The organism is Pantoea sp. SJZ147 (genome assembly GCF_007828605.1).
Taxonomy (GTDB): Bacteria; Pseudomonadota; Gammaproteobacteria; order Enterobacterales; family Enterobacteriaceae; genus Pantoea; species Pantoea allii.
Genome location: NZ_VIVB01000007.1, coordinates 89,340 through 109,678 on the forward strand (window position 1 = coordinate 89,340; position 20,339 = coordinate 109,678).

16 protein-coding genes are annotated in these 20,339 nt (G+C 54.3%); 7 read left to right on the top strand and 9 right to left on the bottom strand.

Going from position 1 to position 20,339, the window contains the following annotated elements:
* Positions 1 to 2: 2 nt before the first annotated feature.
* Positions 3 to 1,313 (top strand): cytochrome c, encoded by a 1,311-nt coding sequence (locus FBY13_RS11745; RefSeq protein ID WP_145394221.1) that lies wholly within the window; start codon positions 3 to 5, stop codon positions 1,311 to 1,313.
* A 43-nt stretch (positions 1,314 to 1,356) separates the two neighbouring features.
* Here FBY13_RS11745 and FBY13_RS11750 read toward each other — a convergent pair whose 3' ends face one another.
* Together FBY13_RS11750 and FBY13_RS11755 are read right to left on the bottom strand one after the other, a co-directional pair.
* Positions 1,357 to 2,769 (bottom strand): MFS transporter, encoded by a 1,413-nt coding sequence (locus FBY13_RS11750; protein ID WP_172897555.1) that lies wholly within the window; start codon positions 2,767 to 2,769, stop codon positions 1,357 to 1,359.
* A gap of 366 nt (positions 2,770 to 3,135) precedes the next feature.
* A complete protein-coding gene (locus FBY13_RS11755; RefSeq protein ID WP_109716757.1) occupies positions 3,136 to 4,680 on the bottom strand; it encodes a methyl-accepting chemotaxis protein in 1,545 nt (514 codons plus the stop codon).
* Between the two features lie 564 nt (positions 4,681 to 5,244).
* On the opposite strand from FBY13_RS11755, the gene yjdN reads away from it, so the two are divergent.
* Positions 5,245 to 5,682, top strand: a complete 438-nt coding sequence (yjdN, locus tag FBY13_RS11760; protein WP_063878030.1) for a VOC family metalloprotein YjdN — start codon at positions 5,245 to 5,247, stop codon at positions 5,680 to 5,682.
* Between the two features lie 77 nt (positions 5,683 to 5,759).
* On the opposite strand, the gene FBY13_RS11765 is transcribed toward yjdN, so the two are convergent.
* From FBY13_RS11765 to FBY13_RS11775, 3 genes are all read right to left on the bottom strand, one after another.
* Positions 5,760 to 6,626, bottom strand: coding sequence for a nucleoside-specific channel-forming protein Tsx (locus tag FBY13_RS11765; protein WP_063878031.1), 867 nt, complete (start codon positions 6,624 to 6,626; stop codon positions 5,760 to 5,762).
* A gap of 276 nt (positions 6,627 to 6,902) precedes the next feature.
* Positions 6,903 to 8,252, bottom strand: coding sequence for a HAMP domain-containing sensor histidine kinase (locus FBY13_RS11770; RefSeq protein ID WP_109716756.1), 1,350 nt, complete (start codon positions 8,250 to 8,252; stop codon positions 6,903 to 6,905).
* The gene (locus FBY13_RS11775) at positions 8,249 to 8,908 is read right to left on the bottom strand and encodes a response regulator (protein ID WP_063878033.1); all 660 of its coding nucleotides are present in this window, start codon (positions 8,906 to 8,908) and stop codon (positions 8,249 to 8,251) included. The genes FBY13_RS11770 and FBY13_RS11775 overlap by 4 nt, the downstream gene beginning before the upstream one ends.
* 235 nt (positions 8,909 to 9,143) lie before the next feature.
* Between FBY13_RS11775 and FBY13_RS11780 the strand changes: the two genes are divergently transcribed.
* From FBY13_RS11780 to FBY13_RS11790, 3 genes are all read left to right on the top strand, one after another.
* Positions 9,144 to 9,512 (top strand): helix-turn-helix domain-containing protein, encoded by a 369-nt coding sequence (locus FBY13_RS11780; RefSeq protein ID WP_014606915.1) that lies wholly within the window; start codon positions 9,144 to 9,146, stop codon positions 9,510 to 9,512.
* 186 nt (positions 9,513 to 9,698) lie between these two features.
* Complete coding sequence (locus FBY13_RS11785; protein WP_063878034.1) at positions 9,699 to 10,595, top strand: LysR family transcriptional regulator; 897 nt, start codon at positions 9,699 to 9,701, stop codon at positions 10,593 to 10,595.
* A 109-nt stretch (positions 10,596 to 10,704) separates the two neighbouring features.
* Entirely contained in the window at positions 10,705 to 11,925 is a 1,221-nt protein-coding gene (locus FBY13_RS11790; protein ID WP_063878035.1) for an MFS transporter, read from the top strand.
* Between the two features lie 48 nt (positions 11,926 to 11,973).
* Here FBY13_RS11790 and FBY13_RS11795 read toward each other — a convergent pair whose 3' ends face one another.
* The 3 genes from FBY13_RS11795 to FBY13_RS11805 all read right to left on the bottom strand — a co-directional run bounded on the left by FBY13_RS11795 (position 11,974) and on the right by FBY13_RS11805 (position 16,961).
* Positions 11,974 to 14,364 (bottom strand): glucose/quinate/shikimate family membrane-bound PQQ-dependent dehydrogenase, encoded by a 2,391-nt coding sequence (locus FBY13_RS11795; protein ID WP_145394222.1) that lies wholly within the window; start codon positions 14,362 to 14,364, stop codon positions 11,974 to 11,976.
* Positions 14,365 to 14,630: 266 nt separating this feature from the next.
* The gene (locus FBY13_RS11800; RefSeq protein ID WP_145394223.1) at positions 14,631 to 15,236 is read right to left on the bottom strand and encodes a hypothetical protein; all 606 of its coding nucleotides are present in this window, start codon (positions 15,234 to 15,236) and stop codon (positions 14,631 to 14,633) included.
* Between the two features lie 564 nt (positions 15,237 to 15,800).
* On the bottom strand, positions 15,801 to 16,961 hold the full coding sequence (locus tag FBY13_RS11805) for a Gfo/Idh/MocA family protein (protein ID WP_063878038.1): 1,161 nt from the start codon (positions 16,959 to 16,961) through the stop codon (positions 15,801 to 15,803).
* A gap of 273 nt (positions 16,962 to 17,234) precedes the next feature.
* On the opposite strand from FBY13_RS11805, the gene FBY13_RS11810 reads away from it, so the two are divergent.
* Both FBY13_RS11810 and FBY13_RS11815 read left to right on the top strand, forming a co-directional pair.
* On the top strand, positions 17,235 to 18,110 hold the full coding sequence (locus FBY13_RS11810; RefSeq protein WP_145394224.1) for a BadF/BadG/BcrA/BcrD ATPase family protein: 876 nt from the start codon (positions 17,235 to 17,237) through the stop codon (positions 18,108 to 18,110).
* Positions 18,107 to 19,225, top strand: a complete 1,119-nt coding sequence (locus tag FBY13_RS11815; RefSeq protein WP_096011404.1) for an ROK family transcriptional regulator — start codon at positions 18,107 to 18,109, stop codon at positions 19,223 to 19,225. The genes FBY13_RS11810 and FBY13_RS11815 overlap by 4 nt, the downstream gene beginning before the upstream one ends.
* A 22-nt stretch (positions 19,226 to 19,247) precedes the next feature.
* Here the strand turns inward: FBY13_RS11815 and FBY13_RS11820 are convergent, their stop codons facing one another.
* A complete protein-coding gene (locus tag FBY13_RS11820; RefSeq protein ID WP_063878041.1) occupies positions 19,248 to 20,339 on the bottom strand; it encodes an ABC transporter ATP-binding protein in 1,092 nt (363 codons plus the stop codon).

The following is a 20,339-nucleotide window of genomic DNA, read 5'->3' on the forward strand; positions in this document are numbered from 1 at the left end:
CGATGAAAAACGGCATTTTAGCCCTGATTCTGGGCGGTATTACCTTTGTTGCCCTGGCCGATGAGCCTACTGGCGATCTGATAAAACGCGGCGAGTATCTGGCCCGCGCGGGTGACTGCGTCGCCTGCCACAGCAGTGACGGCGGCAAGCCCTTTGCGGGTGGATTGCCGATGGCGACGCCGATTGGCACTATCTACTCCACCAATATCACGCCGGATAAAGCGACCGGAATTGGTGACTACAGCTACGACGACTTTCAGAAAGCGGTGCGGCACGGCGTGGCAAAAAACGGCGATACGCTTTATCCCGCCATGCCTTATCCCTCTTATGCGGTGGTCAGCGATGAGGACATGAAGGCGCTGTATGCGTACTTCATGCACGGCGTCGCACCTGTCAGTCAGGCCAACAAAGAGAGTGATATCCCCTGGCCGTTGTCCATGCGCTGGCCGCTGGCAATCTGGCGCAGCCTGTTTGCACCGGACGTGAAGGCGTTCCAGCCAGCCGCGCAGGAGGACCCGACGCTGGCGCGTGGCCGTTATCTGGTGGAAGGTCTGGGCCACTGCGGTGCCTGCCATACGCCGCGTAGCGTCACCATGCAGGAAAAAGCATTAAATAACACCGAGGGCACCGATTATCTGGCGGGCAGCAGTGCGCCGGTTGACGGCTGGACGGCGAGCAATCTGCGCGGGGATAACCGCGATGGCCTGGGCCGCTGGAGTGAAGAGGATTTACGCCAGTTCCTGCGCTATGGCCGTAACGATCATACCGCGGCATTTGGCGGCATGGTGGACGTTGTCGATCACAGCCTGCAGCACCTGACAGAGGAAGACATCACGGCAATTGCCCGTTATCTGAAGTCGCTGGGCGCGAAAGATCCGCATCAGGTCGCGTTTAGCACGGATGACGCCGCCGCCAAAGCCCTGTGGAAGGGCGATGACAGCCAGACGGGTGCCGCGACGTATGTGGACAGCTGTGCAGCCTGCCATAAAACCGATGGCAGCGGCTACAAACGGTTTTATCCTGCGCTGCGGGGCAATCCTGTGGTGATGGCGGACGATCCCACCTCGCTGATTCACATCGTGCTGGTCGGGGGGGAATTACGTGGCGTCAACGGCGCGCCTTCGACCATTACCATGCCAGCATTTGGCTGGCGTCTGAACGATCAGCAGGTCGCGGACGTGGTGAACTTTATTCGCCGCAGCTGGGGCAATAATGCCACGGATAACGTGACGGCGAAGCAGGTGGCCGAACTGCGTGAAGACGTCAAAGATCGTCAGGGTAATGCGGACATCAAGGTGTTAGAAGGGAAGTAAACCGCAGTGTTTCAGCCTTCCCCGCAGGGGGAAGGCTGAATATTCAGATGTTTTCCAGCCTGATACCGCGCGTCTTCGGACCGAAAAGGCCCACCGACAGCATAACCATCAGCATACTCAGGACGATAAACACGATAACCCCATGTGTTCCCGCATACTGCAAAATCACACCGATTAAAATACTGCTGAACGCGGTCGACAACCGGCTGAATGAGTAGCAGAACCCCACCGCGCGGGCGCGGATGTGCGTGGGGAAAATCTCAGTCTGATAGGCATGATAGCTGCAGGTCAGCCAGGCATTCGAGAAGGTGATCAGGAAACCGCAAATAATCAGCAATACCGGGTTGGTTTGCAGGGCAAACAGCGTCCCAAACACCACCGTCATCAGCGAAGAGAGAACGATTTGCCATTTGTTTTCAAGCTGGCTGGTAAAGCTGCCACAAATCAGCGATCCAATCGGATAGGCCAGCGTAATAAAAAACGCATACAGCAGGCTGTGGGTGATGGATGTCCCCTGGCCTGACAGCAGCGCCGGCAGCCAGTTACCAAAACCATAAAAACCAATCGCCTGAAAGAAGTTCATTACCACCAGCATGAGCGTGCGCTTACGATAGCGGGATGACCAAATCTCACGAAAACGACTCTTTTCCTGTCGGCTTGCCGCGCCCGTTAACGTCGTCAGCGGCAGGCCTGGGGCGATGCCGCAACGTTTTTCCATTTTTGACATCACCTGATGAGCGTCATCAAGGCGTCCCTGCTGCACCAGCCAGCGTGCCGATTCCGGCAGATTTTTGCGAACAAGCCAGATAACCAGTGAGCAGACCGCACCGGCAATCACCACCCAGCGCCAGCCTTCCAGCCCAAGAATGTTTTGCGGCACCAGCCACCATGACATTAACGCCACGGCGGGCACCGATAAAAACTGGATAAAAAACGAGAAGGCAAACGCCCGGTTACGCAAGTGAGTGGGCACCCATTCACTCAGATAGGTATCGATGGTCACCAGCTCCACGCCCAACCCAATCCCCACTAAAAAGCGGCACAGGATCACCATCTCAGCACTGTGCTGAAAAGCCATGATCAGTGAGAACACACCGTACCAGGCCAGGGCACAGATAAAGGTCAGCCGACGGCCAAAGCGATCGGCAAACGGCGTGAGCAGGCTGGCACCGACAAACAGCCCGAGAAAGGTAGCCGAGGCAAATGCCGCCTGATCGGTGATGCCTAGTATTCCGGCGCTGCCCGCATGGAAAATACCGGCTGCCAGCAAGCCCGTACTGATATAACCGGTTTCAAACAGATCGTAGAGTTCAAAGAAGCCTCCCAGCGCCAGGAGCGAGATAAAGCGCCATAAGCCGGCAGAGGAAGGTAGCGCATCAATGCGCTCAGCTAAGCTGGTGTTGGCGGTCGACGATGCCGGCGACGGTGCCATCCCTGTGATGAAGGCGGATGTCATGTAAGGTGAACCTCATATCAGGATGATTGCCATTCCCACTACAGGCCGTGATGTGTTTTGAAATAATTGCCCATTAGCGAGCCGTGAAGCAGCAGAATAATCAATTACCTGATTCTTGCCGACAGGAATAGTGATGAATTTTTAGCAACGCATATTGCAAGGTTGACTGGCACGGCTTTTCAGGCAGACGGCAAGACTGCAGATATCAACGGCGCACGAGCCGGTGAGGGCAAAAAGCGCAGTCAGCAGGTATCTTGACGGGCGCAGCGGTAAAGGCAGACGTCAGCCGGGTCATTCAGTGCCTTACCCCGCCCGGCAACACAGCTGTTTCCCGCCCTGGCATTATCACCAGAGCGGGAGCCCGTTTTACGCGCCCGACAGGCGGAAAGCAGAAACGGCGTGGGTAAGATGCTGCGCCTGCTCTTCCAGCGAGGCGGCAGCGGCAGCCGATTCCTGGACCAGCGCGGCGTTTTGCTGAGTGACGCCATCCATCTCGGTTACCGCCTTTTCAATCTGGCTGATACCGTGATGCTGCTCATCGGACGCGGTGGATATGTGGTCCATCAGTTCGTTAACCCGGCTGACCGAGGCGATAATGGCATTCATCGCTTCGCCGGTGCGGCTGACCTGATCAGACCCGACGCGTATCGTTGCGACCGATTCGGCAATCAGGCCTTCAATTTCTTTGGCGGCCACGGCGCTGCGCTGCGCGAGATTGCGTACTTCCCCGGCGACCACCGCAAACCCTCGGCCTTGCTCACCGGCGCGCGCCGCTTCGACTGCCGCGTTCAGCGCCAGAATATTGGTCTGAAAGGCAATGCTGTTAATGACGCTGGTAATGTCCTCGATCTTTTTCGAGCTTTCGTTGATTTTTGCCATGGACACGATCACCTGCTGAGAAACGTTCTCGCCGGTTTCCGCATTCTGTACCGCTTCATTGGCCAGACGGCAGGCTTCAAACACGTTGTCCGTGTTCTGTTTAACCGTTGCCCCCAACTGCTCCATACTGGCCGCCGTTTCGGTTAGCGCTGCGGCCTGCTGTTCGGTACGGGACGCCAGATCGATATTTCCGCTGGCAATTTCCTGGGAAGCACAGGACACCGCGTGGGTAGAGTGACGTACCCGGATAATGATGTCCGTCAGGGACGTCCGCATCTGCTCCATTGAACCCATCAGTTGCTGAATCTCGCTCCGTGAGCCGACGTTGACCGGCACCGGATGATCGAGCACGCCTGCCGCAATCTCGCTGCAGTGCGCTTTTGCGTTATTCAGCGGCGATAAGATATAGCGTCTCACAAAGATCAGTATCGCAATGATGATGGCAAGGAATAACAGGCCAAATACCATGAGCAGTGTGATCCCGGATGAAAAGTTACTTTGGGCATCCGTGTTCAGTTTCTTCGCGTAAGCCTCATGCTGGGCCAGCACCTGGTCCAGGACAATTTCATACTGCCGGTCAAGGCGCACTACGTTGGCGATCTGGTTTTTAAAGCGCGTCTGATCGCGGGCTTCGGCGGCTTCAATTAAAGGCTGAATTCCCTGATTGCGGTAAGCCAAATAGGCCTGGCGATAGCGGTCGGCGTCGGCCTCTTCACCGGGAATACGCGGCGCACTCAGATAAGCCTGGAAGGCCGCATCGGCTTTTGCGGCCACGCTTTTCACGCTGTCCAGCGACGAGGTGGCCTGAGGGCCGTCACTCTCAATCTCCTTCATGTACTCCATCAGGCGTACGCGTAACGTGCGGCTGTGATTGATGGGATCGATAACCGATAGCACCACACGGATTTCTTTATTCACGGCATTCAATGATGCGTTACTGCGAGCCAGTAACCAGATGCTGACCGATATACTGATAAGGAAAAGAATCAACAGGAACGAGAGAACCAGGAGTGAAGATTTTTTTAACGACATTACACAGTTCCGAATAATGAATTAAGAACACAGTTATCGGCACTTGGGTGGTAAATATTTAGCAGGAAGGTACTGAAAGGAATAAAGAATAATGTGTATAAAACATGAGCAAAATAATGAACCAGCTGATTCAATATAATTAAGCAGCTGTCTGTCTTACCGCTTCGCTTATTTAGCGTATGACGTTACTGAGTCTGAAAATTTCAGGGCCAGCCAGGCTGGTGCCTGAAGTAAGAAAAACGGTTTAAATGGAACAGCTCTGGCGAAGTTCGTTATTCTGGCGAACGGTTTTTTCTTTAACTGGCTATAAATAAAGGCTTTATCAGAAGTAATAAATAGTGATTATTGCGAATAAAACAATACCGAAAGGTTATTCAAGACAAACTATTCTTTTTTTCTGGCCCTGTTCTGGTTGTAAAAATATCAGGGGGAAACGCTTTTATCTGCCAGGTAAATAATCCGAATGATGAAGATTTTCCCGGTTATCATCGTTATCCCCGACCTGTCGTCTACACTTATTATCTCTGTATAAGAAAGACTTTACTCACCGGTATCGAGGTAATAATGCAAGTATGTCCCTATTTGTTTCTCTATGGTCGCTGTGAAGAAGCGATGGAATTCTATTTGCAGGCAACGGGTGGACAACTGCTGCAAAAAATGACCTTTGGCGATAATCCGGAGCAGGGCGAACAGGTCGGCGATCGATCCGCACCGCCGCTGCCACCTGAAAAGATTATGCATGCCCATCTGCGTATTGGTCAGGGCGAGCTGATGATGAGTGACGGTAATCCGTACCAGCCACCGGCCTCAGAACATGCGGGCTATGCCGTGAGTCTGGCCACAGACGATGCAGAGCAGGGTAAAGCCTGGTTTGAGAAGCTGTCTGCGGGCGGGAAAGTCACCACGCCGTGGCAGGAAACCTTCTGGTCAAACGGCTTTGCTATGTTTATTGATAAATTCAATATCCCATGGCGCATCAACGTGGTGAAATCCGACGCGTAATGCACGGCATGAAGCCTGAAAAGACGAGAGGCCTTCTTCAGGAAGGCCTCAACGTTTTTTTAGGGTCGTGCCAGCAATCAGAAGTTATAGCCAGCAACCAGGTAGTAACCCCAGCCCGTAGACTTGATTTCAGACGCGCTGTCACCAAATCCTAACTCCTGACCGGCTCCCCACTGACCGCCGTTATGGAAATAACGTGCAACGGCTGAGAAGTGCCAGTGAGCGTAACCCAGTGACAAGATATGGCTGGAGGCGATAGCGTTGCTGGTGCGAATCGGGCCCGACTTATCGCGTAAGTCTGAACCCCAGTCGAAGTTGGTAAAGCCAACATAGCCAAGATTACCGCCCCACAGGGTCGTGATCGGCACAAAGTATTTCACTTTGAAGCGATAGCCATCCCAGCTGTTTTCATTCGCCGCACCGTAGTTTTCCCACTGGTATTTGGCATAGACGTTAAGTGACAGGCCGATATCGCTGTGCGTATCGATATCTGTGCCCAAACCCATATACCAGGTATTTTGACGGTTAGCGCTGTTACGGCCCATATCGTAGATATAGTTGTTCGCAAAATACCACTCTTTAAACGGACCAAAGGCCAGGCTGGTGCCGGTCAGTTTATCAATCGAGAAACGTGGCTCAATTTCCATGAACAGCGGCGAACCGTGGTCGAAAATGCCGTTAGCATTGCTGTTGCCCGCGCCAAAGAAGTTTGGCAGATCAACGTAGCCGTAAAAATCAAACCAGTCTTTTTTCGCGAAAGCTTCGTATTCCAGATACACATCGTTATTGAACTGCGGTCCGAAACGGGTGTGGTAGCTGCCCACCACGTTGACGCTTTGATGCCACCAGTCGGAAACGTACTGGGGATCGTTTTCTGCAGCCTGCACTGCACCGTTTAAGGAGCCTGCCAGCAGGGCACCTGCCATTAACGTTTTAAATTTCATTGTATTTTGACCACTGGTTTCTTATGCGCAAGACAATCGTTTGCGCGCTGTTTGGAAATCAATCCCAAAGGTTGGGCGGTGAAGTATCTGGGCCGCATTTTTTTAGTTAGCATAGCGTGCCTTTTACAATGAGATAGAAAATAGCTTTTGATCACATTTGTCAAAATGTGTTGCATAACAATTCAGCAATATTGTGACTTGAATCACAATATTGCTGGGGGCGAACGGAACCAGGCAACCGTTTACGTTGTCGGGTTCCGGTTCGAACGACGGGGATTAAGGAAAGGTGACGCGCACCTGAAAACCGCAGCGGTCACCTTGCGGAGTCAGGCAGTTGGACAGGGCAACGTGGATCTGATGTTTCTGCGCAACACTGCGCACAATCGACAAACCTAAACCGCTCCCCTGTGCTTTTACATCGGGTGAGCGGGCAAAACGGTCAAACGCGCGTTCGATAAAGGACTCAGGCATACCCGGGCCGTTATCAACGATATCCACCACGGTTTGTCCCGCCACCCGATGCAGCAGGACATCCACCAGGCTGCCTTCGGGCGTATGCAACATGGCGTTGCCGATCAGGTTGTCAAACAGGCTCCGCAGCTCTGAACGTCCGGCCTGCAAATGGTAGTGCGTGGTTCCGCTAAAGCCGATATCGATACCGCGCTTATCGGCCACGACCATGAGCTGCTCAATGCTCTCTTTCAGCACATCTTCCAGCGCGATATTTTCCACGCTGGCAACGACGGACTGATCTTCCCAGCGCGACATATTCAGCAACTGGGTGACCAGGTGACGTGTACGGGTGACGCCGGATTCCAGTTGCGCAAACTGGCGGCTGGCCTCGCCAGGCTGAATGTGCTGACGCAGGTTTTCCAGCTGCAGCGTGACCGCCGTGACCGGCGTCCGCAGTTCGTGAGCAGCATCTTCCATAAACTGACGCTGTGAAGACCAGGCGGCACGTAGCTTATCCAGCAAAGAGTTATAGGCGGCGACCAGCGGCTGAATTTCGTCCGGGAGGCTTTCAGGGGAAACGCTGTGTGGGTGATGAGCGTCCTGCGCGGCAATTTCACGCGAGGCAACACGCAAATCCCGGGTGATTTTGCGTACCACCAGCCAGATCACCAGCAACGACAGCGGCATCATTAAAATCAGCGGAATAATGGCTGACAGCGCCCGTCTCACCATCATTTCTTTCATGTAGCTGAGATTGAGCATCACCTGAATGGTTTTTATCTCGCTGCCCGGCTGGCCGGAGCGGGTGTAAATGCGCCATTCGCAGTCGTGGCAACCGCCAATCTGCACATCTTTATAGCCGTTTTCAGCCTGCAGCGGCGCATGCAGTTCAGGCCAGGAGCTGGAGCGTAACTGGCCTTTGGCGTCCCATAGCTGAATCACGAAGGCGCTTTTAATCTTGTGTGCGGGCGCAATAAGCGGCATCAGCGGGGGGATTTCGCGGTTCACTGACCAGGCATCAGCCAGCTTGGCTAACTGCTCATCCTTGATGACGCCAACCATTTCACCGTAGCAGCTGAAAAAGTACCAGGCCACGCCGCCAATCATCAGCAAATGAATCACCAGTAACGTACTGAGTAATTTATTACGTAACGATCGCATAAAAATTTTCATATTGCCGGTACCCGCCAACCCAGTCCGCGCACATTGCGGATCACATCATTATCCAGCTTGCGCCGCATCCCGTGGATTAAGACATCCACTGCATTACTGCTGACTTCTTCACCCCAGCCATAAATACGGTTTTCCAACTGCTCGCGTGACAGGATGGCACCGGGCCGTTCCAGCAGCGCATAGAGCAGGGCATATTCACGCGCGGTTAACTGCTCACGTTGCCCTTTGTACAGCACTTCGCGTGTCAGCATATCCAGTTGAACATCACCGCTGCCCAGCAGCGAATCGGCAGAGCCATGATGGCGGCGGGTAATTGCCCGCATTCGGGCCATCACTTCCTGCAGATCAAAAGGCTTAAGCAGATAGTCATCCGCACCGTAATCCAGGCCCTGCACCCGCTGGGCGACCGTATCACGGGCGGTAAGAATTAAAACCGGCGTGGCATCGCCGCGCGCCCGCGCGCGCCGCAGCACCTGCAAACCGTCGTCGCGGGGTAAGCCGAGATCGAGCAGTACGCAGCTGTAGCCACCTTCGCTCCAGGCGTTTTGCGCGTAAACGCCATCGCGCACCCAGTCGACTGACCAGCCTGCCGCTTCCAGCGCCTGCTGCAGATTTGCGCCGATCATTTCATCATCTTCGACCAACAACACGCGCATGGATGACGCCCCCCGAAAAATGGCAACAGTGTAGCGCTGGATTATTAGCGCAGAATTATTGGCATGGCGAGTGCAGCAAAATGCCGTTGCGCGCCCGGTCAGAGGGTGATAATGCACCCTGAAACGGACGATTTTACCGCTTTGCTAATTCTGCGCTAAGTTTTCGCTAATTAAGGGATAAATTTAGCGCGCTAAAGTGTGTTCCCTGCACATCTGCTTTAACCAGGAGAACACCATGAATCAGCGCGAGTTTATTCGTAGTTTGCTGGAATGGATAGAAAGCAATTTAGGACACGATCTGCATCTGGACGAAGTGGCGCGCCGGGCGGGCTATTCCCGTTGGCATCTGCAGCGTTTATTTCGCCAGCACACCGGCTTCTCACTGGCCGAGTATATTCGTCAGCGTCGTTTGACCGAGTCGGCCTTAACGCTGCTCAACAGTAACGAGGCGATTTTACAGGTGGCGATGAGCTATGGGTTTGATACCCAGCAGGCCTATACGCGGACGTTTAAAAACTATTTTATGGTGACGCCAGGCCAGCTGCGCCGCCAGCGCCGGGTGGAGCCCGATCGTTTATTATTTCCCTATGCTATGGCAAGTTAGTCACTGTATGGACATTCCCATCCGCTAGCCTGTGGGAATGTCCATGCATCGCCAGGGCTGTCCCGCACGCCTTTTCCGCTACTGACGCTGTTAGCCTTCCCGCCGTTGCTTTATTCTTACTGCCAGATGCATGGCGTCATTGCTGTGCCATAACCCGCAGCCGCCGTTCTGGCCCGTAGGAAACCGATGAATAACAGCGATAACCTGATCGCCATGATGTTGTTTGCGCGCGTGGTCGAGCTTAAAAGCTTTACGGAAGCCGCGCGCGTGCTCGGCGTATCGAAGTCCCATATCAGTCGGGAAATCGCCGGGCTGGAACAACGGTTGGGCATTCGGCTGCTGCAGCGAACCACCCGCAGGATGACGCTGACGGAACTGGGCCAGGCTTACTATCCGTTTTGTGTACGTATGCTGGATGAACTGCATCAGGCCGAGGATTTTGTGCAACAGGCGCACCAAAATCCCGTCGGGAATGTGCGTTTACAGGCGCCCGTCACCTTTGGCTGCCAGTGTATTGTGCCGCTGCTTAATCGCTTTCTGCGCCGTCATCTGCACATCAATGTCGATCTCAGCCTGACGGATAATAACGACGAGACGATTGGCGACGGGGTGGATGTGGCGATTGTTATTCGCGCCCATGCGCCCCGCCAGGGCAACTTTCGGCTATTAAGCGATATCCACTGGGGGCTGTATGCCGCACCGGTTTATCTGGCTCAGCATCCTGCCATCTCGCATCCCCGTCTGTTACCTCGTCATGATTTATTGATGTTTCACGGCCCGGCGCATACTGCCGCGCTGCCGTTTCGTCGCGACAAGCTGCGCCTGGCGGTGGACGTGCGTAGCCGTTTTCGGGCCAATAACAGCATGGCGCTGCTGAATGCGGCGCTGGCGGGAAACGGGATTGCTTATCTGCCCTCCTACATGGTGCAGGAGGCGCTGACCCAGGGGCAGATTGTTCAGGTTCTGCCTGAGTGGCAGATGGATCGCTTACAAAGTTATCTGCTGATGCATCAGGACATCGCGCCTGCCTCGCCCGTTAGCCTGCTGTGCGACATCCTGATCGATCAACTGGGCGGACGCTGATTGTTGCAGTACAGCAACAAACTATGCCAGTCAGCAAATATCACGCGCCGACTGTTGTTGCCTCGTCACCATTGTTAGCCTGAGTCCCTGAACTCGATGGGGATATCGCATGGAAATGACGTCTGAGGCACCTGCTTTTCGCCACTGGAAACGTAACGTATGGGTTTGCGTCTTTGGCTCTTTTACGACCCTTGTCGCCATGACCTTACTGTTACCTTTTTTACCTTTGTATGTGCAACAACTGGGGGTACAGGAACCGGCGGCCATGGCGCGCTGGTCCGGCGTTGCCTATGGTGCCACTTTTCTCAGCGCGGCGTTGACCGCCCCGCTGTGGGGCAGGTTGGGCGATCGCTATGGGCGCAAGCTGATGCTGATCCGGGCGAGCCTGGGAATGGCGGTTGCGATGGCACTGATTGGCATGGTAACCACCGTATGGCAGCTGGTGGCGTTACGTTTACTGGCAGGATTACTCGGGGGCTACTCATCCGGTTCCACCATCCTGATTGCCGCGCAAACGCCTAAATCTCATACCGGATGGGCGTTGGGCATGCTGGCATCCGGCATGATGGCCGGTAACGTGATTGGCCCGTTGCTGGGGGGCGTACTGCCGCCGCTGATCGGTATTCGGGCCACGTTCTGGCTTACCGGTGCGGTCATTTTCGTGGCTTTTCTCGCCACCACGTTTTTACTTAAAGAACCGGCACCGACGCGCAAAGTAGACAGCGCCCGTTCCCAACCGGTCGTAGCCCTTGCCCCCTTTAACCGGACGGTGGTCAGGCTGATGTGGCTCACCGCCATGCTGCTGGTGTTTGCCAACATGTCGATCGAGCCGGTGATTACCTTGTATATCGGTCAGTTTTTACATCAGGATCATGCCATCACGCTGATGTCGGGCCTGGTGATGGCCGCGGCGGCACTGGGCAGCATTATTTCGGCACCTTATACCGGTAAGCTGGCTGACCGCATTGGGCACTGGCGGGTATTACGCGCGGGTCTGCTTGGCTGCGCGCTGTTACTGATCCCTCAGGCTTTTATTACCGATGCCTGGCAACTCCTGCCGCTGCGCTTCCTGATGGGGATCGCGTTAGGCGGTCTGATGCCCTGCATTACCGCTATTATCCGCCACCATGTTCCCGCCACCCAGGTGGGGCGCATGCTCGGCTATTCGACATCGGCGCAGTATATCGGGCAGGTGAGTGGTCCGCTGTTTGGTGGGATCATCGGCGGGGCATGGGGAATGCGGCCCGTGTTTCTGGCGACCTGTGTGGTGATGGGGTTATGCGCCTGGCTGAACCAGCGACAGGCAAAAGGAAAAGGGGCAGGTGGATAGCAGGCATAAAAAAAGGCGGACCGGAGTCCGCCTCTGTTCAGGGGTTAGTTACTTCTGGTCGGGCAGCGCATAGGCAATCACGTAATCGCCCAGCTTGGTACCAAATGAACCATGACCACCGGCAGCAATCACCACGTATTGCTTGCCGTTGACTTCATACGTCATCGGTGTTGCCTGACCACCGGCTGGCAGGCGCGCCTGCCACAGAAGCTCACCGGTATCAGTGCTGTAGGCACGCAGGTAGTTATCCGCGGTTGCGCCAATAAAGAACACTTTACCCGCTGTGGCGACCGGACCGCCCAGCATTGGCATGCCCATTTTAAATGGCAGCGGCAGCGGCGAGCTGTCACGAACGGTACCAATACGTTGCTTCCAGACCACTTCGTTCGTTTTCAGGTCAACCGCCGAAACATAACCCCAGGCAGGCTGTTTACACGGCAGACCGAACGGTGACAGGAACGGATTCAGTTCAACGCCATAGGGCACGCCGTACTGCGGTTGAATACCGGTTTCAGTACCTGAACCGCCAGAAGCGCCCTCTTGTGGCTCTTCTGGATTACCCGGACCGCGTGGAATCAGCTTCGACACGAACGGCAGCGCCATTGGGTTTGCAATCGCAATCTGACGATGTGGATCAACTGAAATGCCGCCCCACTCAAACATGCCCAGGTTGCCTGGGAAAACCAGGGTGCCCTGTTCAGACGGTGGGGTGAACGGACCTTCATAGCGCAGACGCTTAAAGATCACGCGGCACACCAGCTGGTCATACATTGTCGCGCCCCACATGTCCTTGTCCGTCAGGTTTTGCTTCGGACGGAAGGTCAGTTCAGAGTAAGGCTGAGTCGCGGCTACATGGTCGCCTTTAGCGGCACCCTGGGGTACAGGGGTTTCCGGGGCGGGCACCACGGTTTTACCCGTACGGCGATCCAGAACAAAAATGTTCCCTGTTTTGGCGGGAGCATAGATAACCGGAACCGTTTTACCGTCTTTATCGGTAATGTCGGCCAGCGTCGGCTGCGAGGGCAGATCCATATCCCACAGGTCGTGGTGGACGGTCTGATACGACCAGACCAGCTTACCGGTGGTCGCGTTCAGCGCCAGCACGCTGCTGGCATAGCGTTCCTGCTCTGGGGTGCGGTTGCCGCCCCAGATATCGGGCGTAGTCACACCCATTGGCAGGTAAACAATATCCAGCTTCGGATCGTAGACCGCAGGTGCCCATGAGTTAGGTGAGTTCATGGTGAACGTATGCTCATCCGCCGGAATCGCATTAGGATCTTTCGCGCCCGGATCGAACACCCACAGCAGCTTACCGGTGTTCACATCAAAGCCACGGATAGCGCCTGAGGGTTCACGGGTCGAGTAGTTGTCGGTGACGGCACCGGCCATCACAATGGTGGTGTCGGTGATAACCGGCGGCGAGGTTGGCTCATACTGGCCTGGCGTAGTGACCGGCTGCTGATGCTGAAGATCCAGCTCACCGTTATTGCCAAAGGCCGGGCAGCGTTCACCGGTGTCCGCGTCCAGCGCAAACAGACGACCATCATTGACAGGCAAATAGATGCGACGCGAGCACAGCGCTGGCTGAGTATTGGACGCATCCTTCGCTGCCGGGAACTCGTGATAGGACACACCACGACAGGTTACATGCTGGAAGGTGGGATTGGTTTTCAGGCCGGGATCAAACTTCCATTTTTGCTTACCGGTTGCCGCATCCAGCGCGAACAAAATCTGGTGCGGTGAGCAAAGATAAAGCGTGTCGCGAATCTTGATTGGCGTCACTTCATCGGTGATTTCACCCGGATCGCTAGGTTTTTTCAGATCGCCGGTCTGGAACTGCCAGGCCACCTGCAATTCTTTCACATTGTCATGATTGATCTGCTTGAGCGGCGAGTAGCGCGTACCTTGCTGATCGCGCGCATAAGCCGGCCAGTCAGCATCGGCAATGTTGCTCAGCGGCTGGGCCTGAGGGGCATTATCGGCCGTCGCAGGCACTGCACCATTCACCACTTGCGGGTCATTAAAGACGGCATAGGTTAGCACGGCTGCACTGGCAATCAGGGCGATGCCCATGGCACCCAACGCACCTTTACCTGGGCTATATAAGCTCCGATAGACAAAGGGCAAGACTAACCAGACACCAAAGATCACCAGGACATCGGTACGCGGTGCCAGCGCCCAGAAATCGGTACCGACTTCCCACACGCTCCACGCCAGCGTTGCCAGCAGTAAAAGTGCATACACCAGCAGGGCAGCACTGTTACGTCGCCAGAGCAGAAAAGCGGTAAGCAGCATGGCTGCACCGCCAATGATGTAGTACCAGGAACCACCGATCGTGGCTAACCAGATACCACCAATTAACATGAACGCACCCGTTAGCACGGCGAACAGCACCGTTAAAAAACGGACCACGCTAAAGGATGAGGAGTTTTTCCCCATAATGTTGACCTCATTTCGTTGCCATAAAACACAAGAAAACAATCAGATAGATTGTTATCAGTCATAAAGTACAAAAGATGAAAGGTATGCTTATTTCGCTCTTCCGTGACGCTTGATGATCCATATCTGTTAAATGTTATAGCAAAACTGGTATGAGTTTTGATTTTTTTGGCTTAAAGCTCTTAACAAGAGACCTCAGGCAACACTTTAGACGGAGTTAATGGTTCTTGCCGATATGATTCAATAGTACCAGGGGATAAGAAAGGTTAAAGCGTAAAAGGAATGAGATCGCCTGATGCGCGTTGTAATTGCCAGCCACAAATGTTTAATGCCGCGAGTTGTTCTGCTGTTAACGTCGGTTCATATCCCCGCACGATTATCCTGGCACCTTTTCCACGTAATGATTCAATAAAAAAAGGAAAGGTGAATTTCCGATAGTTGTCATTAAAGAATGTATGACTTAAGACAATTGCAGAAAAAGGAAAGGATTCCACCAAATGACAGTCTGCGCCAGGTGGTGCAAAATCAAAAAGCCAGAAACGATAAGCGTTAGTTAATTCCAGTAATTTTTCCTGATGGGTCTTCAGGTTGCGATAATTAATACCGATACGCACCCGCGCATCCTGCAAATGTAAATAACGCTCGGGGTGATAAATCCATTCTTCTAACTGTGAATCCCAAAGGGGAATAATGATTAATGCCGCTTCAGTCGCAAGGTGGTTGTGTAATGAAATAATGTTGTCATCGTTAAGTATCCATTGCGCAGGCTGCGGGTAGTCAGAATTAGGAAGATGGTAGCAAATACCGGCCACCTGACTCGTGACGTGGTGAATAGGCTCAGTAATATAGGGGTTATATAAGCTATTTTTCATTATCTCATCGAAACTATTTAACGTTTGCTGTGATTTATATTTTTTGCATAACCAGAGGAAAGTCCGGCGATTAATATACGCGATTCTCCTGGCAATACACGTTTTTTATATATTAATCAGCGCTTTTTTCTCTCCCCCTTATTTAAATTTATATGTACTCTAATGATAACGTTGAATGGTCTTTTCTAACGTGATTACCCGATGGAACTGTTAATTAATCACACAGGATGTTTCTGCTAAAAACCTGTAATAAACGCGACAAGATGACCAGCAGAAACGGCCATTTTTCTGCTTCATTTACCGTTTCGTTTACGGCTTTATCTTATCCTGAGTAAACTTATCAGCAGAGCTGACGGTTTTTTTAATACGCCCCCACGCCGTCATCATCATGAAAAGAAGCCGGTGTAGCGCACCTGATGCAGGGGGAACGGCGGTCATCAAGGCGGAAGGCGGGGTAAAAAGAAGGAATAAAAAAACCGGCCTGAGGCCGGTTTAAGTAAGGTGCCAGTCAGTCGAGCTATGAATAACCTGATGGTCTCGGGGGAGTGAGATATCAGGAGGGAACTAGTGCGTTCCCGTTTTTCCCAGGTTGGCGTCAAAACGTTTCCAGCTTTCGGTCAGATCAACGACGCTGCGGGTTTTACGCGCTTCATCAATCTTAATGGCCGTCAGGCCGGCTTCCAGTGCGTCAACGACGGAGACTTTTAGCGGCGTTCCCTGCTTGATGTGCTTAACGATCTCTTCTGCCATCAAGGCATCGGCACCGTAATGGCCGTCGTAGGCATTGCCGCTGTAAGCGGTTTCCACCTCTTTTTCACCGGTGCGTGCGTTGTGCACGCGAAAATAGTTACGTACAAAATCACCTTCCGCCATGCCGTCAGTGCCTATCACGCAGAACCGGCGGAATTCGTCCGGTACATTAAGGTTGGCGTGAAAAGAGAGCGTTGCGCCACTGGCATATTCAATCAGGGCGGTCTGGTAATCGACAATATCTGCATCGCTGCTAAATACCGCGTCGGTACTCGACCAGCCGCTGGGCTTAGTGTGGTAAATCTCAGACTGCTCGGTTATCGCCCCTTGCGGTGCATGCTGAGGCGTAAAGGATTTGCGTCCGCCAAAGCTGGCCACCCGAACGGGGCGCTCCTGCATTAATCCCTGGTAGAGATCGATGTCGTGACAGCATTTTTCCAGAATATAAGGACCGGCATATTTTTCGAGTCTGCGCCAGTCGCGCTGGAAGAACGCGCCATGATAAGGCTTGATATGTTCTGTCGCTTCAATCGAGGTGATTTCACCCAGGCGACGATCGTCACGTGCAGCCAGCAGGTCGTGATAAAGCGGTGAGTAACGCAGCACCAGTCCAACCAGAATACGGTCTTCGCCATATTGCTGAACCAGTTTTGCCATCGCCATCGTTTGTTCTTCGTTAATCACGACAGGCTTTTCAGTAAACACAGTATAGCCTGCTGCCAGCGCCTGTGTGACATGCTCAAGATGCATAAAGTTAGGCGAGCCAACCAGCAGCAAATCAAAGCCACCGTGTTGCAGCAGCGCCTCAACGGAATCGAATGCGTTGCCGGGATCGATACCGAAACTGTGCAGATTCGGCAAACCGGCCGGTGCTGGATCGTAATACCCTACCAGCGAAAATTCGGTATCAGCTTTGTGAAACTCTTTAACAACATGAGAAAGACGAAAGCCGAGACCAATAATGCCTACTTTCATGGTAAACCCCTGATCCTGAATTCTGACAACGGTGAGTACGCCGCTGACGGGACGTAATGATTGAAAGACTGGCTACCAACTTATTACGACGGAAAAACTAATGTCAATAACGGGTTGTGTGATTTGCGTGCGTATTTTTGTTTATTTCATTGATTTTAAATAATAAATAGTTATTGTTTTTTCCCTATATTTATTTGTTATTGCGATTTAAGTTTTTTTCACCTATCGTTCGCAGATTACAGAATCGAGATGAGTTACGGCGGGAGGAAGCGCGTGCAATCACACTATCTCCTTGGCATTGATGGCGGCGGCACGCAGTGTCGCGCCCGCTTGACCGACAGTCATGGCAACGTGCTGGCGCAGGCCGTTGGCGGCCCCGCCAACGTCTGGTCACAGTTTGATGCTGCTCTGAATTGCGTTGAACAGCTCATTGCCGCAGTGCTGTCTCAGGCGGGGCTGGCGTCACAGGCGCTGACGCAGACCTCGCTGGTGGCAGGGTTAGCGGGGGCGAATGTGGCCTCGGTTAAGGCGCGCCTGACGCAATGGCAGCCCGCCTGCGCGGCATGTCAGGTGGTCAGCGATGTCGAGATCGCCTGTGCCGGTGCGCATGCGGCGGCCCCCGGCGCGGTCTTTATTATCGGCACCGGTAGCCAGGGCGCTGCGTGGGACGGCGAGCACTTCACGCTGCTGGGTGGCTGGGGGTTCGCACTGTCCGATCAAGGCTCAGGGGCAGAACTGGGGCGACGGGCGCTACGGCTGGCATTGCTGGCTCATGAAGCGATTATCGACAGCACGGACTTCACCCATAGCCTGATGGCGCAGTTTAACCATAGCCCGGAAACCATGTTGTTGTGGACGCGAGATGCCATGCCTGCCGACTGGGCGCGCGTGGTGCCTGAGATTTTTGCCGCCGCGCAGGCGGACGATCGGCATGCTATTGATTTACTGCGTCAAACTGCTAACGATATTGGCTTAATGGTGAGTCGCCTCTCCGCGATTAGCCAGGGCCGGGTGGCCCTCATGGGTGGCCTGGCGGCACCGATTCAGCCCTGGCTGACAAGGGATATTCAGGCCCGGCTGGTCGCCGCGCAATACGATGCCCTGGACGGGGCATTAATGATGGCACGGTCAAATCTGAGGACTTTATGATCGCTCCAAACGTCACCGCGCGCATTCTGAGACTGATTGTGGAACATGCGCCTGTTAGCCAGTCCGACCTGAAGGTCCGGAGCGGGCTAAGCATGTCGACCGTTTCTCAGGCGACTAATCGCCTGCTGGCGCAGGGAATCGTGCAGGAACTGGGATTGCGCCGGGTGTCGATGGGGCGGCCTAAAACCCTGCTGGGGCTCAATCCTGACCGCGCCAGCGTCATTGGTATTCAGCTTAACGCCGAACGTAACCTGATTGTGATGACAGACCTCAGCGGCAATTTGCTGGGTGAACAGCAGATGCCTTCCGGCGCGATCACGCCACGTCAGCTGGGCGATGCGCTGGCCAAATTTTTACGCGGCGTTGAAGAGAAGCACGTGGGGGCGATCGGCCTGGCCTTATCCGGTTTAGTCGATGCCGAAAACGGCTACTGTATTCGTTCCAAGGTGCTGGACTGGGAGAATGTCCCTATCGCGCAGATGCTGGAAACGCGCTTTTCCCTGCCGGTGTTTATCGAAAATGATGCCAACGCCATGGCGATGGCGACGCTGGTGTTTGGCCAGTTGGGCAACGCACAGTCGGCGGTCATCGCCACCTACGGTAAAGGCATCGGCGCAGGCATTATTCTTAACCGTCGGCTCTATCGCGGGCGGCATGGCAAAGCCGGTGAGATCGGTAACGGTCTGGTCGGTGATGGGTCGCTGCGGCTGCTTGAAGATGTGGCATCGTCCCAGGCTATCTTGCAGCGTGTCTCCCAGGATGATGCGGACGGCCCATTAACCTTGCGGGCGCTGGATCAGCGGCCCACAGCCGAGGTGCTGACCGCCCTCGAGGAGGCCGGACGTGAACTGGGTATTTCGCTGGCCAACCTGTCGGTGGCCTACGATCCCGATGTGGTGTATCTGGCGATGGAGCCGCATATGGCTTCGCGTATTCTGCTGGACCACATCACCCAGAGTTTTCAGGCTTACCGCCTGAAGCTCACTCCCCATATGACACCGCTACAGTTTCTGACGGAATCAAACCGCATGTGGGCGCTGGGCGCGGCAGGCTTTGCCGTCAATATGCTGCTCGATCTGCTGGCGGCTCAGGCAGATGAAGAACCCGTGACCTGAAGGCGCCGAAGCGCCATCCGGTTTAACGCAGACGCTGCCCCTGCTCATCAAACAGCAGGCAGTGGTCTGCCGACAGTCCCAGCCTGACCTCCACGCCTAAATCCCGCCGTTGTGCCTCGCGCGCCTCGACAACCAACATCTGCTCAATGCCCACATCCAGATAAAGATAATTGGTATGCCCCAGCATTTCGGCAAAGGACAGCGTACCGCTAAACTGCAGCGCTGGCGGCGTACTGGCGGCGGGCTGCATGTGCTCCGGGCGAATGCCCAGGGTTACGCGCTGGCCTTCACGGCAGGGCGCAGCAATCTTCAGCACCAGTTGCGACATCTTCAGGTCCGGCACACGTAGCTGGACTTCACCCTGACCGGTGGCGGTGACCTCGGCATGGAGGAAATTCATCTTCGGCGAGCCAATAAAACCGGCCACAAACAGGTTGTCCGGATCGCTGTAGAGGTCTAACGGCGCGCCAACCTGTTCGATTCGCCCTTTACGCAGGACCACGATCCGATCGGCAAGCGTCATCGCCTCTGACTGGTCATGGGTAACATAAATCATGGTGTTGCCCAGCGAGGCGTGCAGGCGGGCTATCTCGATGCGCATTTGCAGACGAAGCTCGGCATCCAGGTTGGAGAGCGGCTCATCAAACAGAAAGATGCGCGGATGGCGGATAATGGCCCGACCAATCGCCACGCGCTGGCGTTGACCACCGGAAAGCGCACGCGGCAGGCGATCCAACAGTTCGGTCAGATGTAACCGCGCCGCGGTGTGTTCGATGGCCTGAGCAATCTCTGCTTTGGACTTTTTCATGACCTCAAGCGGGTAAGCCAGATTGCCACGCACCGTCATGTTGGGATAAAGCGCATAAGACTGAAAGACCATGGCGATACCGCGTTCGGTCGCGGGCTGCTGGGTCATGTCTTTGTCTTCTATCAACAATTTTCCGTCAGTGATTTCTTCCAGCCCGGCGATCATCCGCAGCAGGGTCGATTTACCGCAGCCGGATGGCCCCACGAACACCACAAATTCGCCGCTGTTTATCGTCAAATCGACGCCGTGAATCACATCGATATGGTCATAGGACTTCTTAACATTCTGCAAGCGCAGGCTGGTCAT

What these genes read in the sequence shown, in the direction of transcription:
- FBY13_RS11805 (WP_063878038.1), bottom strand. Translation starts at nt 16,961, where the DNA reads ATGAAAGTAGGCATTATTGGTCTCGGCTTTCGTCTTTCTCATGTTGTT.
- FBY13_RS11755 (WP_109716757.1), bottom strand. Translation starts at nt 4,680, where the DNA reads ATGTCGTTAAAAAAATCTTCACTCCTGGTTCTCTCGTTCCTGTTGATT.
- FBY13_RS11815 (WP_096011404.1), top strand. Translation starts at nt 18,107, where the DNA reads ATGATCGCTCCAAACGTCACCGCGCGCATTCTGAGACTGATTGTGGAA.
- yjdN (WP_063878030.1), top strand. Translation starts at nt 5,245, where the DNA reads ATGCAAGTATGTCCCTATTTGTTTCTCTATGGTCGCTGTGAAGAAGCG.
- FBY13_RS11820 (WP_063878041.1), bottom strand. Translation starts at nt 20,339, where the DNA reads ATGACCAGCCTGCGCTTGCAGAATGTTAAGAAGTCCTATGACCATATC.
- FBY13_RS11745 (WP_145394221.1), top strand. Translation starts at nt 3, where the DNA reads ATGAAAAACGGCATTTTAGCCCTGATTCTGGGCGGTATTACCTTTGTT.
- FBY13_RS11790 (WP_063878035.1), top strand. Translation starts at nt 10,705, where the DNA reads ATGGAAATGACGTCTGAGGCACCTGCTTTTCGCCACTGGAAACGTAAC.
- FBY13_RS11775 (WP_063878033.1), bottom strand. Translation starts at nt 8,908, where the DNA reads ATGCGCGTGTTGTTGGTCGAAGATGATGAAATGATCGGCGCAAATCTG.
- FBY13_RS11800 (WP_145394223.1), bottom strand. Translation starts at nt 15,236, where the DNA reads ATGAAAAATAGCTTATATAACCCCTATATTACTGAGCCTATTCACCAC.
- FBY13_RS11770 (WP_109716756.1), bottom strand. Translation starts at nt 8,252, where the DNA reads ATGAAAATTTTTATGCGATCGTTACGTAATAAATTACTCAGTACGTTA.
- FBY13_RS11795 (WP_145394222.1), bottom strand. Translation starts at nt 14,364, where the DNA reads ATGGGGAAAAACTCCTCATCCTTTAGCGTGGTCCGTTTTTTAACGGTG.
- FBY13_RS11780 (WP_014606915.1), top strand. Translation starts at nt 9,144, where the DNA reads ATGAATCAGCGCGAGTTTATTCGTAGTTTGCTGGAATGGATAGAAAGC.
- FBY13_RS11750 (WP_172897555.1), bottom strand. Translation starts at nt 2,769, where the DNA reads ATGACATCCGCCTTCATCACAGGGATGGCACCGTCGCCGGCATCGTCG.
- FBY13_RS11785 (WP_063878034.1), top strand. Translation starts at nt 9,699, where the DNA reads ATGAATAACAGCGATAACCTGATCGCCATGATGTTGTTTGCGCGCGTG.
- FBY13_RS11765 (WP_063878031.1), bottom strand. Translation starts at nt 6,626, where the DNA reads ATGAAATTTAAAACGTTAATGGCAGGTGCCCTGCTGGCAGGCTCCTTA.